14 protein-coding genes are annotated in these 14,850 nt (G+C 68.7%); 6 read left to right on the forward strand and 8 right to left on the reverse strand.

The annotated features are described in order from the left end of the window. Positions 1–2 precede the first annotated feature (2 nt). From ABIE58_RS07890 to ABIE58_RS07900, 3 genes are all read left to right on the forward strand, one after another. Positions 3–386, forward strand: a complete 384-nt coding sequence (locus ABIE58_RS07890; RefSeq protein ID WP_354544162.1) for an ExbD/TolR family protein — start codon at positions 3–5, stop codon at positions 384–386. After that, complete coding sequence (locus ABIE58_RS07895) at positions 383–1,339, forward strand: TonB family protein (RefSeq protein ID WP_354544163.1); 957 nt, start codon at positions 383–385, stop codon at positions 1,337–1,339. The genes ABIE58_RS07890 and ABIE58_RS07895 overlap by 4 nt, the downstream gene beginning before the upstream one ends. Before the next feature lie 98 nt (positions 1,340–1,437). Beyond that, positions 1,438–2,481 carry a patatin-like phospholipase family protein gene (locus tag ABIE58_RS07900; protein WP_354544164.1) on the forward strand — a complete coding sequence of 348 codons (1,044 nt, stop codon included), beginning with the start codon at positions 1,438–1,440 and terminating at the stop codon, positions 2,479–2,481. Between the two features lie 12 nt (positions 2,482–2,493). Here ABIE58_RS07900 and ABIE58_RS07905 read toward each other — a convergent pair whose 3' ends face one another. The 6 genes from ABIE58_RS07905 to ABIE58_RS07930 all read right to left on the reverse strand — a co-directional run bounded on the left by ABIE58_RS07905 (position 2,494) and on the right by ABIE58_RS07930 (position 10,090). Then, complete coding sequence (locus ABIE58_RS07905) at positions 2,494–3,621, reverse strand: CpsD/CapB family tyrosine-protein kinase (protein WP_354544165.1); 1,128 nt, start codon at positions 3,619–3,621, stop codon at positions 2,494–2,496. 118 nt (positions 3,622–3,739) lie between these two features. Continuing rightward, positions 3,740–5,848: an NAD-dependent epimerase/dehydratase family protein gene (locus tag ABIE58_RS07910; protein ID WP_354544166.1), complete on the reverse strand. Its 2,109-nt coding sequence runs from the start codon at positions 5,846–5,848 to the stop codon at positions 3,740–3,742. A 9-nt stretch (positions 5,849–5,857) separates the two neighbouring features. After that, entirely contained in the window at positions 5,858–6,817 is a 960-nt protein-coding gene (locus ABIE58_RS07915; RefSeq protein WP_354544167.1) for a glycosyltransferase family 2 protein, read from the reverse strand. Continuing rightward, a complete protein-coding gene (locus tag ABIE58_RS07920; protein WP_354544168.1) occupies positions 6,814–8,052 on the reverse strand; it encodes a glycosyltransferase in 1,239 nt (412 codons plus the stop codon). Before ABIE58_RS07920 ends, ABIE58_RS07915 begins: the two co-directional genes overlap by 4 nt. Next, positions 8,049–8,945 carry an NAD-dependent epimerase/dehydratase family protein gene (locus ABIE58_RS07925; RefSeq protein ID WP_354544169.1) on the reverse strand — a complete coding sequence of 299 codons (897 nt, stop codon included), beginning with the start codon at positions 8,943–8,945 and terminating at the stop codon, positions 8,049–8,051. Before ABIE58_RS07925 ends, ABIE58_RS07920 begins: the two co-directional genes overlap by 4 nt. Then, the gene (locus ABIE58_RS07930) at positions 8,936–10,090 is read right to left on the reverse strand and encodes a Gfo/Idh/MocA family protein (protein WP_354544170.1); all 1,155 of its coding nucleotides are present in this window, start codon (positions 10,088–10,090) and stop codon (positions 8,936–8,938) included. Before ABIE58_RS07930 ends, ABIE58_RS07925 begins: the two co-directional genes overlap by 10 nt. A gap of 174 nt (positions 10,091–10,264) precedes the next feature. Here ABIE58_RS07930 and ABIE58_RS07935 point away from each other — a divergent pair, with 174 nt between their 5' ends. Continuing rightward, positions 10,265–11,050, forward strand: coding sequence for a WecB/TagA/CpsF family glycosyltransferase (locus tag ABIE58_RS07935; RefSeq protein WP_502950075.1), 786 nt, complete (start codon positions 10,265–10,267; stop codon positions 11,048–11,050). A 6-nt stretch (positions 11,051–11,056) separates the two neighbouring features. Then, positions 11,057–11,911, forward strand: coding sequence for an SDR family oxidoreductase (locus tag ABIE58_RS07940; protein WP_354544171.1), 855 nt, complete (start codon positions 11,057–11,059; stop codon positions 11,909–11,911). Positions 11,912–12,019: 108 nt separating this feature from the next. Here the strand turns inward: ABIE58_RS07940 and groL are convergent, their stop codons facing one another. Both groL and groES read right to left on the reverse strand, forming a co-directional pair. Then, positions 12,020–13,663 carry a chaperonin GroEL gene (groL, locus tag ABIE58_RS07945; protein ID WP_354544172.1) on the reverse strand — a complete coding sequence of 548 codons (1,644 nt, stop codon included), beginning with the start codon at positions 13,661–13,663 and terminating at the stop codon, positions 12,020–12,022. A 51-nt stretch (positions 13,664–13,714) separates the two neighbouring features. After that, the gene (gene groES / locus ABIE58_RS07950; RefSeq protein WP_354544173.1) at positions 13,715–14,026 is read right to left on the reverse strand and encodes a co-chaperone GroES; all 312 of its coding nucleotides are present in this window, start codon (positions 14,024–14,026) and stop codon (positions 13,715–13,717) included. Between the two features lie 220 nt (positions 14,027–14,246). Here groES and ABIE58_RS07955 point away from each other — a divergent pair, with 220 nt between their 5' ends. After that, positions 14,247–14,849: an exopolysaccharide biosynthesis protein gene (locus ABIE58_RS07955; protein WP_354544174.1), complete on the forward strand. Its 603-nt coding sequence runs from the start codon at positions 14,247–14,249 to the stop codon at positions 14,847–14,849. The last annotated feature ends 1 nt before the right edge of the window (position 14,850 follow it).

Below are 14,850 nucleotides of genomic sequence, written 5' to 3' on the forward strand. Positions count from 1 at the left end.
CGATGCAGTTCTCCGCCCCCCGCCGCCGCCGACCGATCGAGCCGATCGTGCCGATGATAAACGTGGTGTTCCTGCTGCTCATCTTCTTCCTGATGAGCGCGCAGATCGCGCCCCCCGCCCCCTTTGACGTGATCCTGCCGCAAAGCGGCGCGGGCGCGCGCGCCGTGCCCGCCGACACGCTTTACATGGATGCCGAGGGGCGGCTGGCCTTCAACGAGGCACGCGGCGCGGCGGTGCTGGACGCACTTGCCGCGCGCGCCACGCCAGACGCGCCCCTACAGATCCGCGCCGATGCGGGGATGGAGGCGCGCGCGCTGGCGCGGCTCTTGCCGGAGCTGGCCGCGCGCGGGGTGGCAGAGGTCGAGATCGTGACGGGGGCGAAATGATCCGGGGGCTGGAATTCGCGGGCTTCGTGGCATTGGCGGCGGCGGTTCATGCCGGGATCTGGGCGGGCACCCCCGAGGGTGGCGGCGCGGGCGGGCAAGGCGGGGCCGAGAGCGTGACGCTCGCCGCCGCCGCCCCGCAGATGGCCGCGCTGGTAGCGGCATGGGAGCGCCCGGTCGATGTTCTGGATGACGCCCCCGCGCCGCAGGCCCTCCCCCGGCCCGAAGCCCTGCCCGCCGCGCTGCGGCCCTCAGACAGCCCCGCCCGCGAGCCCGCTCCCACACGGCCCGAGGCAGACGCGGCCCCCAGCCTGCCACGGCTCCCCGCCGCCCCCCTGCCCGCGCCTGCCCTGTCGCACCGCGCCCCGACACCGGCACCGTCCCAGACGGACAAAGCGTTCGCGCGCCCTGCCACGCCAGAGCGCGCCACCCTTCCCGCGCCCCGCCCCGACGCGCCAAAACCGCCGCGAATGGCCGCCCTGCCCGAGATCGACCACCGCACCGCCGAGGCCCCAAGGCCCGTGCGCCCCGTTGCACGCCCTACCCCGCAACCCGCCGCGAAACCCTCCAGACCCGCCCCCGCGCAACCCAAGCAAACCGCGCGCGGCACCGGTCAGCAGCAAGCGGGCGGCAGCGCCAAGGCTCACGCCCCGGCACGGCTCGACGCTGCCACCCGCACCAGCCTCATGGGCCAGTGGGGGGGCGCGATCCGGGCGCGAATCGAGCGGCAGAAACGCTATCCGGCGGGCACGCGCGCGCAGGGCACCGCGCATCTGATGCTCGACGTGGGCGGCGACGGTCGGCTTCTGGCGGTGGCGGTCACGCGCTCTTCGGGCGATGCCCGGCTCGATGCGGCGGCGGTGACGGCGGTGCGCCGCGCGCGCCTGCCCGCCAAGCCCGACCGCCTGCCGGGGCCGCGCCACCGCTTCACCCTGCCGGTGGCGTTTTCGCGCTGAACACGCGGGCTTTACCGGGGCAGCGACCATTCCCCCTACAATCCCCGCGCGATTTGCGGTAAACGAGTTATGCCGCAACGCAGCAAGGAGCGATTTCCATGGCCCCCAAGCAAAAACCCGTCAACCTCGCGCTCCAGGGCGGCGGCGCGCACGGGGCGTTCACATGGGGGGTGCTCGATTACCTGCTCGAGGATGGCCGCCTGCGCATCGCGGGCATTTCGGGCACATCCGCCGGGGCGATGAACGCGGTGGCGCTTGCCGCAGGCTATACCCGTGCAGGCCCCGAGGGCGCGCGCGCCGCGCTCGACGATTTCTGGCGCTCGATGAGCGCGAGCGCGCGCAACACGCCGCTGCAACGCACCCCCGTGGACCGCATCACCGGCAATTGGGGGCTGGAGAACAACCCGTTCTACCATTTCATGAACGCGCTCACCGGCGTCGCCTCGCCCTACCAGCTCAACCCGCTCAACCTCAATCCGCTGCGCGATCTGGTCGAGGAAAGCGTGGATTTCGAGATGGTGCGCAAATGCCACGCCTTCGAGCTTTTCATCTCGGCCACCAATGTCGAGACCGGGCGCGTGCAGGTCTTTCCGCGCGACGCCCTGACCGCCGACATGGTGATGGCCTCGGCCTGCCTGCCCCATATCCACCAGGCGGTCGAAATCGACGGCGTGCCCTATTGGGATGGCGGCTATATGGGCAACCCGGCGCTGTTTCCGCTCTATGGCAAGACCGGCACCGACGATATCATCGTCATCCAGATCAACCCGGTCGAGCGCAAGGGCACCCCGCGCACCGCGCAGGACATCCAGAACCGGATGAACGAGATCAGCTTCAACGCCAGCCTGCTCAAGGAGTTGCGCGCGATTGATTTCGTCGATCGGCTGATCCGGCAGGGCAAGCTCTCGACCGAGGACTACCGCCCCGTAAAGGTCCACCTGATCGAGAACGAGGCGGCGATGAAGCCGATGGGGGCGTCGTCCAAGATGAACGTGGAATGGGCCTTTCTCACCCGGCTGCGCGATGTCGGGCGCGAGACGGCAGCGGCGTGGCTCGATGCCAGCTTCGAGCGGATCGGCAAGGAAAGCACGATCGATCTGCGCGCCATGTTTCAGGGGATCGGGGCCGAGCATCAGGGATAGAGCGGCGCGGCCTCAATAGTCGTAGCGGGTGATATCCTCGCCCTCGGCGCGGTTCATCACCACCCCCAGAAGCGGCGTATCGGTGCCAAGCCTGTCGCGTAGGTCGCGGACCTCCTGCGCCGTGGACATCCCCCCCGCCACCACGATCAGCACCCCGTCGAAATGCGGGCGGAACGCCAGCACATCGTCATGATAGAGCGCGGGCGGCATGTCGTAGAGCACCACATCGGGCGCGAGCCGCGCCTGCATCGCGGCCAGCGCCTCGCCGGTGGCGGGCGATTGCAGCAACTCGGCGGCATAGCTTTCGGCGCGGTCGTTGAGGCACAGTGCCAGCGTCTGGCCGATATTGAGATCATTCGGCGCGGGCCGCAGCAGATGCGCCCCGGCATCGCTCTCGCCCAAGAGGAGCGGCGCGACCGGCCCCGGCCTCGCCACGCCAAAGAGCTTTGCCAGCGAGGGGCGGCGCAGGTCCATATCCATCAAGACCGTGCGCAGCCCCGGCTTGCGCGACAGGCTGATGGCGAGATTGGCGGCGACAAAGGACTTGCCGCAATCGGGCGTGGCCGAGGTGATCGCGACACGGTGCCAGCCCTGCTTGCGCAAGGCGGCCAGCAGCTTGGTGCGCAGCACGTCAAAGGCGACATGCGCCGGGTCTTCGCGCGTGGCGGAGATGAGCCGGTTACGCACCAGGTGCTTGCGTTCGAGCGTCACCTCGCGCAGGGCCGCCCAGGCCGCCTGCGAGTCTGACACGGCGCGGCCAGAGGCCACCGTGGCGGGCAAGGATGCGGGCGGTGCTTCGGTCAGGAACCCGGGGTCGAGTGCGGGCGCGGGATCGCGCACAGGTTCGGGCGCGGGCACCGGTTCGGTTTCGCGGACCGGCTCAGGCTCAGGCTCAGGCTCAGGCTCAGGCTCAGGCTCAGGCTCAGGCTCAGGCTCAGGCTCAGGCTCAGGCTCAGGCTCAGGCTCAGGCTCAGCGAGGATCAACGCATCTGGTGCCGTGTCAAGCGGCCCCTCATCATCCAGGGGGGCCGCCTCTTCGCCCGCGACAGCCTCGCGCATATCGCGCTCGGCCATATCATCGCCCGCCCCCTGCCGGGCGGCGCGGCGGCGCATATAGGCCTCGTGGCGCGAAAGCGTCATCGCGCGCCCCCTGTTTTTGCCCTTGGCGGTGCCATTACGGTTACTCCTGTCACTCGCACGGGATATGCCCGCCAATTCCGGCAACAATACGACAGGAAAGCAGGGATTATATGCCGCATCAAAACCCCAGAAGCCCCGCCTCGTCCACCGCCCGTTGCAAAAAGGTCTCGCGATCCGCCACCGGTGCCCAGCCCAGAAGCGCCTTGGGCTTGGCGGTGTCAAACCGCGCGTAATGCGCCCGCGAGCGCCAGTCGCGCAGCGAGGCGCGGATCACGCCGGGGCGGCGCAGCGCGTGGGTCTTGAGCGCCGATTTCACCGCATCCGCCGCCCAAAGCACCGTGAGATTGCCCGAACTCACCCGGATACGCGCGCCAAGCCGCGCATGGATGGCGTTGAAATAGGCCCGCGCCGTGGGCTGCACATCGCCCACGAGGTTGAACGATTGCCCCAGCGCCGCGCGCGCCTCGCCCATGCGGATCAGCGCCTCCGACACATCCCCGATCAGCACGAAGGGCAGCGGGTTGTCGCCCGCCCCCCAGAGCCGCACCGCGCCCGCGCCATGCCAGCGCCCGATCCCCCAATGTTGCAGCGGGCCGCCAAGGCCCACCACGATACCGGGCCGCGCGATGGTGAGCGGCAGGCCATGCTCGCGCTGCATCGCCCACAGCCGCCGCTCGCATTCCGCCTTGGAGCGGGCATAGAGGTTGCGATCGCTCATATCGGCGGCGAAGGGCGTGGATTCGGTGATCACGCCCGCGGGGTTCGACATGTCATAAGACGCAATCGTGCCGGTATAGACAAACCGTCCGACGCCTGCCGCCAGCGCCGCCCGCGCGATCCGGTCCGACACGGCCACATCGTTTTCAAGACAGTCCTGCCAAGAGGTGCCAAGCGCGCGGGCGAGGTTATAGACCACGCCCACCCCCTCCATCGCGCGGGCGAGGCCGTCCTCATCGCGCAAGGAGACGGCGCAGGTCTCGACGCGCTCGGGCAGATCGTCGAACGGGCCATGGCGGCCCCGCGACAGCACCCGCACGTCATGGCCCCGCGCCACCAGGGCGCGCGTCAGGTCACGACCAAGATAACCGGTGCCGCCGATCACCAGCGCCGTGGGCTTCGGCTTGCGTCGGGGCTTGGGCGGTGCCCATGTCTCGCGGCCCTGATCCGGCATCAGGGCAATCGTCGCGTCAATCGCGCGCATCACGCCCTCGGCGGCCGCCCCGTCAAAGCGCGGATCGAGCGCGCGGCCCTCGCGGATCGCGCCGTAGAATTCCTCGAACATACCCGCAAAACCCAGCGCATAGGGCGAGCGGCGGTTGAGCGAGGCCACCTGCCGCGCGGCATTACCCACCCCCTCGCGCAGATGCCCCCAGGCCCCGCCCATCTCGCGCAGCAGCGGGTTGAGCACCAGATCGGCGGTGTTTTCATGCGTCACGGTCAGCACATCGGCGGCATAATCGAGCCGCGCAAGGCCGGATGAGCCGCGTAAGGTCAAGGACCGGTCATCCACGCTCTCGACCAGTTGCAGGTTGAGCGCCAGATCGACATCGCCCGCCTGCGCCGTGATCCGCCAGCTTTGCGGGCGCGCGCCCGCGCCGGGCAGTTGCACGGGCTTGGAGAGGTGCAGCCCCGTCACCGCCACCGGGCCGAACAGATCCTGCGCGAAGGCAAAAAGATGCGGCCCCAACTCGCGCAGCAGGTTGCCCGGCTCGCGCAGCATCCACAGGCCATAGGGGCCAGAGCGCAACGGCGCCAGCGGCAAGGCCCATGTGATCTCGGCGCTGGAAATGCGCCCCAACGCCCCCGCCGCGACCTGCGCCTTGAGCCGGCGATAGGCGGGCAGGCCAAGGAAATTATGCCCGGCGCCAAAAACCCGGCCCGCCGCGCGCGCAACGGCGACGATCTCTGCCGTCTCCTCGCCCGAGAGCGCGACCGGCTTTTCCACCAGCACATGCAGCCCGGCGGCAAGGCACCGCTTGGCAAGCGCCGCGTGGCTGTCGGGCGGCGTGAGGATATGCACCGCCTCGACCGTTCCGCTCGCGATCAGGTCATCCAGCGACGCAAACGCCCGCGCGCCATGCGCACCTGCCAGCCCTTCGGCCGCCGACAACGACAGATCACACACCGCCGCCAGCCGCACCCCCGGCACCAGACGCAGCGCATCCGCATGCCAGCCCGCGATATAGCCCGCCCCAATCAAACCAACATCAATCACTTTTTTCACCATTCAACTCGCTCACTTGTATTCGATAATCTGCATTGCCACGCCCTGCCATTTTCGGAGCTTGTAGGTCAACATGCCGATCAGGTTGGGAAATTTCGACAAGCTGAGGAACATCGCCTGATGCAGCGCCGCGCGCGTGCCCATGCCACCAGCCCGCAACCCCTGCGCCGTCTTGGCATAGGACATCGCATAGGCCGCCAGCACAGCCACCAGGAGCGGCCACCAGAAGAGCCCGCCAAGCGCCAGCACCGGCAGCGCCAGACCATAGGCCCAGACCCGCGCCCGCTCGCGTGCGAAATAGCCGGGATGCATCTCGCCCACCTGCGCGAATCCATGCCCCGAGCGCACCGCGCGCCGCCACCATTGGTCAAAGCGTGTCATCGCGGCATCGTGGCGCGTCATCGGCAGCGGCAGACGCATGAGCCGCCAGCGCGCCTTGCGCAGCCGCTGGCAGAATTCTTCATCCTCCGAGGCGATGATCTGCCCGTCAAAGCCGCCCACCGCGCGATAGGCCGCGACCCGCAGCAGCATGTCACCGCCACAGGCCACGATCTCGCCCGCCGGGCGGTGCCATTCGTGATCGCAGAGCGCATTATAGACCGACGCCTCGGGATAAATCTCCGACCGCCAGCCAGTGACAAGGCCAAGGCTGCTATCGCCTGCGAGCGCGGCCACCGCCGCCTCGATCCAGCCCGGCTCGACGATGCAATCGCCGTCGACGAAATGCACCGCCTCGGGCAGGTCCGCACCCAGCGCCTCAAACCCCGCATTGCGCGCCCGCGCCGCCGTGAAGGGTGTCGCGCGGTCCAGTTCCACCACCTCGGCCCCCACGGCGCGCGCCGCCGCCACGCTGCCATCGCTCGATCCGCTATCGACATAGACCAACCGCAGCCCCTGGCCCTTGAGCGAGTCGAGACAGGCCAGAAGCCGCGCGCCCTCGTTGCGCCCGATGATCACCACCGCCACGTTCATGCGCCGCCCTCCGGGCGCAGCGTCGCGGGCGGGGTGCCGCCTGAATAGCCCTCGAATAACTGCGCCAGCCACGCCGCCTCGCGCGCGCTGTCGAACTCTGCCACCACCCGCGCGCGCCCTGCCGCGCCCATGCCCGCGCGCAACGTGCCGTCGCCCAGAATCTCCGCCAGCGCAGCGCGCAAACCTCCCGCATCCCCCGGTGCCACCAGCCGCCCGCTCACCCCGTCCTCGACCAGTTCCGCCACGCCAGCGATGCGCGTCGCCACCACCGGCACGCGGGCGGCGAGCGCCTCCATCAGCACCACGGGTAACCCCTCGGCAAAGCTTGGCAGCACCAGCGCGGTGGCCTCTCGCAAGAGCGCCGCCACCTCGTCCTGCGACTTGTAGCCGACGAAATCGACATGGCCGCGCAAGCCCTCGGCCCGCGCCTCCAGCGCCGCCCGCTCCGGCCCGTCACCCACCAGCGTCAGCCGCAGGCCGGGGTGATCGGCGATCAGGCTCTCCATCGCCTCGAGCAGCACCGGCACGCCCTTCACCGCCGCCAGCCGCCCGACAAAGAGCAGATGCGCGCCCGCCCCGTCGCGCGGCCTGTCATAGCGCGCCGGGTCCACCCCGCAATGCACGATATGCAGCTTGCCCCAATGCGCAGGGTCTGAGAACGCCATCGCCTGCGAGCGGGCGAAATGGCTGATACAGGCCACGAACCGCGCCCGCGCGATCTTTTCATCCAGCCGCCAGTAATGCGGCTCGTAGAAGATATCCGGCCCGTGCAGGGTGAAACTGTAGGGGATGCCCGTCATCTCGGCACAAAGCATCGCCACCGTGCCGCTCGACTTGGCGATATGGTTGTGCAGATGAGTGAGGCCGCGCGCGCGCAGGTGATGCGCCAGAACGGCGGCCTCGGCGAGGTAGATGAATTGGTAAAGCGTCGCCTTGATGCCCCCCGGACGTGTCCGCCATGCCAGACGCAAGGCCCGCAGCCACGCCCCCGGCCTGCGCCACGCCGCCAGATGCGCGGCAAACAGCCGCCACGACAGCGCGGCCTCCAGCACATGAAACGTGCCCGCCGCCTCCGCGCGTTGCTCGGGGCCGGTATGATGCTCAACCCCCGTGCGCCGCACCGAACAGGTCTCGACCGTGAGGCCAAGCGCGCGCAGCCCCGCCACCTCGCGCTGGATGAAAGTATCGGTGGCGCGGGGGTATTCGCCGGTCAGATAGGCGATGCGCGGGCTCATCTGTCGGGCCTCATTGCACGGGCCAACGCTGCGTCGAAATCGTCTTGCGGCACCCAGCCCAGCGCCGCCTCCGCTGCCGCGATGTCATAGGCCACGGGGGCCATCCGCGCGCGCAGCACGGCGGGGCGCAACAGCCCCGGCACCCGCGCGCCCAAGGGCGACAGCAGCCACGCCAGCGGCACCACCAGCCGCCAGTTCACGGGCAGCACATGCCGTGGCCAGCCGCCCGCGCGCAGCGCGGCAATGAACCGCGCCCGGCTTGGCCGGTCCGCCCCAAGGATGTTGAGTGCCCGCCCCTCCCCCGGCATCTCGGCGGCCAGCACGAAGGCCCGCGCGCAATCGCCAAGCGAGACCACCGGCACCTCGCCCCCGCGCGCCATCCGCAGCAGCGTGCCGCCGATCACCGGCCCCAGATGCGCCGTACTCACCCGACCGGGGCCAATTATCGCACCGGGGCGCAGGATCGTGTGGCGCAAACCGCTGTCGCGAAGCATATCCTCCTGCGCGATCTTGGCGCGGGCATAGGCGTCGCGGCGCGCAGGGTCTGCCTCAAGCGGGGTGGCCTCGGTCACGATGCCTTTGGCACCCGCAGTATAGACCGCGATCGAGCTTGCCAGCACAAGGCGCGGCGGCAGCGCGCGGGCCTGCATCGCCGCGATCAGGCGGCGCGTGGCGGCGAGCGTGTCGCGCGCCTGCACCGCCCAATCGCCCGACAGCGACCCCGCAAGATGGATCACGCAATCGACACCGTCGAGCGTGGGCACCTCCCCCGACGCCAGATCAAGATCGGCCCGCGTGAGCGCGCGCACATCATGGCCGCGCGCCTGCGCCTCGGCCACCACCGCGCGGCCCAGAAAGCCGCCCGCCCCGGTTATCATCACGCTCAGGCCCATGCGGCGGCCTCCATCGGGTCGCATGTGCTTTCGATCACCTGCGCGCCGCTGTCGCGGCCTGCGTTCTGAATAGCCAATGTTACCTCCGTCAGATGCAGCGCCATATCATTCGTCAGCCGACAGGCCCGCCCCTGCGCGAGCGCCGCCAGCATCTCGGCAGGGCCAAGCGCGAAATTCATCGCCGCCGCGCCCCAGCGGCCAACCTTGGGATGCGAGGGCGCGCGCGCGCGCAAGCGCCGCCCGAACGGATCCTCGATCAGCCGCCGCCGCAGCACAAATCGCCGGTGAAACCGCACCGGGGCGGCATTGTTCCACGCCTCGCGCACCTGCAACACGCCCTTGTCGCCAATGACCCGGAGCCGGTGATCGTGCGGCGCGGCGATGGAACAGGTGAGCCGTGCCACCGGGCCGCTCTCGAAAAACAGCGCCGCCACCGAGAAATCCGGCGTGCCGGTCGCGCCGGGCTTGTCGGGCAGCACCTCGGCGGAGGCGGCAACCACCCGCTCCACCCGCCCGAACATGGCGATGAGCCACGCCAGATAATAGCCCGCATGTTCCAGCGTGCAGCCCACGGCGAATTCATCCGCGTGCGGCCAGGGCGCGCCGCTTTCGCTCTGCCATTTCCCATATGGCGCGGCGGGGATGAACCCGTCGTCAAGCTCGGCATAGACAAGGCGCGGCACCCCCGCCACGCCGCGCCGCACCGCGCCGAGCAGCAGCTGCGCCGCCTCGCCCAGCACCGAGCAGGGGGCAGAGACCAGCATCAGCCCCCGCGCCGCCGCCAGATCATGCAGCGCGCGCGCCTGCGCCAGTTCCATCGCCAGCGGCTTCTCGGAATAGACGTGATGACCGGCCTCAAGACAGGCGCGGTTGATCGCGTAATGCGCGCGCGGGTTGGTGAGGTTCACCACCACGTCGCCGGGGGCCAGTTGCGCCAGCAGATCATCAAGCCGCGCGACGCCGCGCAGCCCCCAATGCGCGGCAAAGGTGCCGAGCCGCGCGGGATCGTGGTCATGCACCGCGAGCACCGTGATGTCGGGATGGCGGGCAAGCGAGCGCATGTAGAGATCGGCCACAAAGCCGCCCCCGATGAGCGCCACGCGCCCGGCCCCTCGCGGCCCCGATCCTGTCTGCCTGCCTGTCATCGCGCCCCACTCACCACAGGAACATGGCAAGACTCCGACAATATTCGCGCAAAGCCAAGCCCTTGCGCCAAGCACTCGCGCCAAAATCCCGCAATCGCCGCGATTTCGCCCTCTGGTCATCGCAGACCGCGCGCAGATATACCCCCGACAAAGACACAGCACGGGAGCAGCAACGTGGAGCTTCGGGCCGCGGACATGACCATTCGCATCGCGCCGCGCGACCGCGCGACGCTCGAGGCCGAGGTGGCGCGGCGGCTTGGCGCGGGCGCGGGCTTTGCGCTGGCCACCGTCAACCTCGATCACATGGTCAAGCTGCGCCACGATGCGGGCTTTCGCGCGGCCTATGCGCGCCATGATCTGATCGTCGCCGATGGCAACCCCATCGTCTGGCTGTCGCGCCTCGCGCGTCGCCCGGTGGGGCTGGTGCCCGGCTCCGACATGGTGGTGCCGCTGGCGTGCGCGGCGCAGGCGGCGGGCGTCTCGGTGGCGCTTGTCGGCGGCACCGAGACGGGGCTGCGCGGGGCCGCCTCGCGGCTTGTGGCCGAGGTGCCGGGACTGCGCGTCGCGGCCTGCATCGCGCCGCCGATGGGGTTTGCCCCCTCGGGCGCGCAAGGTGCCGAGGTGATCGCGGCGCTGGCGCGCTCGGGCGCGGGGCTGTGCCTCTTGGCGCTCGGCGCGCCGAGGCAGGAGATATTCGCCGCCCGCGCGCGCGAAGCGCTCCCGCATCTGGGCCTTGCGGGCATCGGCGCGGGGCTCGATTTCCTCTCGGGCGCGCAGCACCGCGCGCCGCGCTGGGTGCGCCGCCTCGCGCTGGAATGGCTGTGGCGGATGCTGTCGCAGCCCCGCCGCCTGGTGCCGCGCTACGCTCGCTGCGCGGCCATCCTGCCGGGGCTTGCAGTGCAGGCCTGGCAGCAACGCGCAGCCGCCCCCCCTTGCCAAGACGATCCCGCCGGGCGATGACAGGGCATGGACAAGGTGCTTTTCTCTTTCGGCCACGGCTACTCGGCGCGGGCGCTGGCGCGGCACCTGCTGCCGCAGGGCTGGCGCATCCACGGCACCACCCGCGATGCGGCACAAGCCGAGGTGCTGCGCGCCGAGGGCGTGATCCCGCTCATATGGGGGCGCGATGATCCCGGCCCGGCGCTGCGCACGGCCACGCATCTGCTGACATCCATTGCCCCCGATGCCGGGGGCGATCCGGTGCTGGCGCATCATGCCACGATCATATCCGAGATCGCGCCGCGCCTTGCCTGGGCGGGCTATCTCTCGACCACCGGCGTTTACGGCGACCATCAGGGCGATTGGGTGGACGAGGCCACCCCCCTCACCCCCGCCACCGAACGCGGGCTGCGCCGCGTCGCCGCAGAACAGGCCTGGCAGGCGATCCCCGGCCTGCCGCTGCATATCTTCCGGCTTGCGGGCATCTATGGCCCCGGTCGCGGCCCGTTCGAGAAGGTGCGCCAGGGCACGGCGCGGCGCATCGTCAAGCCGGGGCAGGTGTTCAGCCGCATCCATGTGGACGATATCGCGCAGGTGCTTGCCGCCTCCATCGCGCGGCCCCGGCCCGGTGCGGCCTATAACCTGTGCGATGATGACCCGGCCCCGCCCGAGGACGTGATCGCCCACGCCGCCACCCTGCTCGGACGGCCCATCCCCGAGGCGGTCCCGTTTGACGAGGCCGACCTGTCGCCGATGGCGCGCTCCTTCTATGCCGAATCGAAACGCGTCTCGAACCGGCGCATCAAGGAAGAGCTGGGCGTACACCTCATCCACCCCGATTACCGCAGCGGGCTGCGGGCGCTTCTGGCGCAAGAAGGCTGATACTCTTCATCTTGCCATAAATATCCAGATGACAACGGGCAGACCCAACGAAAAAGGGCCGCCCGAAGGCGACCCTTTCCCTTGGCATTAAACGCCGGGAGGGATGATTTACATCATGCCGCCCATGCCGCCCATGTCGGGCATGCCGCCGCCGCCACCGGCACCTTCTTTTTGCGGCTTCTCGGCCACCATCGCCTCAGTGGTGATGAGCAGGCCGGCGATCGAGGCGGCATCCTCGAGTGCGGTGCGCACAACCTTGGCCGGGTCGATCACGCCGAATTTGAACATGTCGCCATATTCACCGGTCTGCGCGTTGTAGCCGAATTTCACATCTTCGCTTTCGCGGATCTTGCCCGCGACGACAGAGCCGTCGACACCGGCATTCTCGGCGATCTGGCGCAGCGGCGCTTCGAGCGCGCGGCGCACGATGGAAATGCCCGCGTTCTGATCGCTGTTCTCGCCAGTGAGGCCTTCGAGCGACTTGGCCCCCTGCACGAGGCTGACGCCACCGCCGACGACGATCCCTTCCTGCACCGCGGCGCGGGTCGCATTGAGCGCGTCATCGACGCGGTCCTTGCGTTCCTTCACCTCGGTTTCGGTCATGCCGCCGACGCGGATCACCGCCACACCACCGGCGAGCTTGGCAACCCGCTCCTGCAGCTTTTCGCGATCGTAGTCAGAGGTGGTATCCTCGATCTGCTGACGAATCTGGGACACGCGCGCCTCGATCTCGGCCTTGTTGCCGTGACCATCGACGATGGTGGTCTCGTCCTTGGTGATGTTGACGGTCTTGGCCGAGCCAAGCATGTCCATCGTCACCGATTCGAGCTTCATGCCGAGATCCTCGGAGATCACCTGGCCGCCGGTCAGGATCGCGATGTCCTGCAGCATGGCCTTGCGGCGATCACCAAAGCCCGGTGCCTTGACAGCTGCGATCTTGAGGCCGCCGCGCAGCTTGTTCACCACCAGAGTGGCAAGCGCTTCGCCCTCGACATCCTCGGCGATGATCAGAAGCGGCTTCTGGCTCTGGATCACCTGCTCAAGCAGCGGCACCATCGGCTGAAGGCTCGACAGTTTCTTCTCGTGCAGCAGGATGAGGCAGTCATCGAGCTCGGCAACCATCTTGTCGGAATTGGTCACGAAATAGGGGCTGAGATAGCCACGGTCGAACTGCATCCCCTCGACCACTTCCACCTCGGTGGCAAGGCCGCGGTTTTCCTCGACGGTGATGACACCCTCGTTGCCGACCTTCTGCATCGCGTCGGCGATGAAACGGCCGATCTCGGCCTCGCCATTGGCGGAAATGGTGCCGACCTGCGCCACCTCGTCCGAGTTCTCGACGGTGCGCGAGGCGGCCTTGATGTGCTCGACGACCTTCTTGGTGGCAAAGTCGATGCCGCGCTTGAGATCCATCGGGTTCATGCCCGCGGAGACGGCCTTGACGCCCTCTTTCACGATTGCCTGCGCCAGCACGGTGGCGGTGGTGGTGCCGTCGCCGGCCTCGTCATTGGTGCGGTTGGCGACTTCTTTCACCATCTGCGCGCCCATGTTCTCGAACTTGTCCTCAAGCTCGATTTCCTTGGCGACAGACACGCCGTCCTTGGTGATGCGCGGCGAGCCGAAGCTCTTTTCCAGCACAACGTTGCGGCCCTTGGGGCCAAGCGTCACCTTGACCGCATCGGCCAGGACGTTGACGCCGCGCAACATGCGGTTGCGGGCATCGGTGTCAAAACGTACGTCTTTAGCAGCCATGTTCGGATACTCCTGATATCTTGTTGTTCCGGGTCAGACGGGGCGCGGCGTTCAGGCGGCTTTCGCGGCCTTCGCGTCGTCGATGATGCCCAGAATGTCGCTTTCCTTCATGATCAGCAGCTCTTCGCCGTCGATCGTGACCTCGGTGCCCGACCATTTGCCGAACAGGATCGTGTCACCGGCCTTGACGGCCATCTCGATCAGCTCGCCATTGTCCTTGCGCGCGCCGTCGCCGACGGACACGACCTGGCCCTGCTGGGGCTTTTCCTTGGCGGTTTCGGGGATGATCAGGCCCCCGGCGGTTTTCTCTTCGCTCTCCACGCGGCGGACAAGCACGCGGTCATGCAGCGGTTTAAATGCCATCTTCGAGGCTCCTTGGCTCAAAGTTTCCTATGAATGACCCCTTTGCAGGGATCATTAGCACTCACTCCCTTCGAGTGCTAACGACGCAGAACTAGGCAGCGCGGTGCGGCCTGTCAACTGCCTATCTCCAAAAAATCCGCCGCATCCGCGCCACTGGATATTCCGGCCAAGGCGGGCTATCTGGCCCCCGGTATCCACATTCCGTCGTGAAAGCCCCGCCATGACCGCACACACCGCGCCCGCGCCTGACAACCTCACGCGCCTGCTCGACCGGATCGAGGCCGAGACCGGCGACGGCGCGGTATCGGTGCGCGACGTGCTGGGCATCCTCGGGCCGCGCGCCTTCACGCCGATGCTTCTGGTGCCAAGCCTCGTTCTGGTCTCGCCCGCCTCCGCCATCCCCGGCGTGCCAAGCCTTCTGTCGATGCTGGTGGGGCTGGTGGCGTTGCAGATGCTGCTGGGGCACGACCGCATATGGCTGCCGCGCATCCTGCTGGATCGCGCGCTTGACGCGGACCGCTTCGGCCGCGTGCTGCGCGCGCTGCGCGGACCGGTGGCGCGCGTCGATCCGCTGATAAACGAACGGCTGACATGGTTCGCCGACAAGCCGGGCAACCTGCCCGCGCTCGTGATCTGCGCCACCATCTCGTTTTTCATGCCGCTGATCGAGTTCGTGCCCTTCCTCACCTCGATCCTCGCCTCGGCCATAGCCCTCTTCGCCACCGGCATGTTCGCGCGTGACGGGCTTCTTGTGTTGCTGGGCTATACGCTGGTGGCAGGCGGCGCGGCGCTTGTGGTGGAGGCGGTGCAGGCGGTGGTGTAGA

The sequence above is a fragment of the Roseovarius sp. MBR-78 genome (genome assembly GCF_040547535.1).
Taxonomy (GTDB): domain Bacteria; phylum Pseudomonadota; class Alphaproteobacteria; order Rhodobacterales; family Rhodobacteraceae; genus Roseovarius.

Bases quoted from the DNA above. Each gene is read 5' to 3' on its own strand.
- ABIE58_RS07890 (WP_354544162.1), top strand. From the start codon at position 3: ATGCAGTTCTCCGCCCCCCGCCGCCGCCGACCGATCGAGCCGATCGTG.
- ABIE58_RS07895 (WP_354544163.1), top strand. From the start codon at position 383: ATGATCCGGGGGCTGGAATTCGCGGGCTTCGTGGCATTGGCGGCGGCG.
- ABIE58_RS07900 (WP_354544164.1), top strand. From the start codon at position 1,438: ATGGCCCCCAAGCAAAAACCCGTCAACCTCGCGCTCCAGGGCGGCGGC.
- ABIE58_RS07905 (WP_354544165.1), bottom strand. From the start codon at position 3,621: ATGACGCTTTCGCGCCACGAGGCCTATATGCGCCGCCGCGCCGCCCGG.
- ABIE58_RS07910 (WP_354544166.1), bottom strand. From the start codon at position 5,848: ATGGTGAAAAAAGTGATTGATGTTGGTTTGATTGGGGCGGGCTATATC.
- ABIE58_RS07915 (WP_354544167.1), bottom strand. From the start codon at position 6,817: ATGAACGTGGCGGTGGTGATCATCGGGCGCAACGAGGGCGCGCGGCTT.
- ABIE58_RS07920 (WP_354544168.1), bottom strand. From the start codon at position 8,052: ATGAGCCCGCGCATCGCCTATCTGACCGGCGAATACCCCCGCGCCACC.
- ABIE58_RS07925 (WP_354544169.1), bottom strand. From the start codon at position 8,945: ATGGGCCTGAGCGTGATGATAACCGGGGCGGGCGGCTTTCTGGGCCGC.
- ABIE58_RS07930 (WP_354544170.1), bottom strand. From the start codon at position 10,090: ATGACAGGCAGGCAGACAGGATCGGGGCCGCGAGGGGCCGGGCGCGTG.
- ABIE58_RS07940 (WP_354544171.1), top strand. From the start codon at position 11,057: ATGGACAAGGTGCTTTTCTCTTTCGGCCACGGCTACTCGGCGCGGGCG.
- groL (WP_354544172.1), bottom strand. From the start codon at position 13,663: ATGGCTGCTAAAGACGTACGTTTTGACACCGATGCCCGCAACCGCATG.
- groES (WP_354544173.1), bottom strand. From the start codon at position 14,026: ATGGCATTTAAACCGCTGCATGACCGCGTGCTTGTCCGCCGCGTGGAG.
- ABIE58_RS07955 (WP_354544174.1), top strand. From the start codon at position 14,247: ATGACCGCACACACCGCGCCCGCGCCTGACAACCTCACGCGCCTGCTC.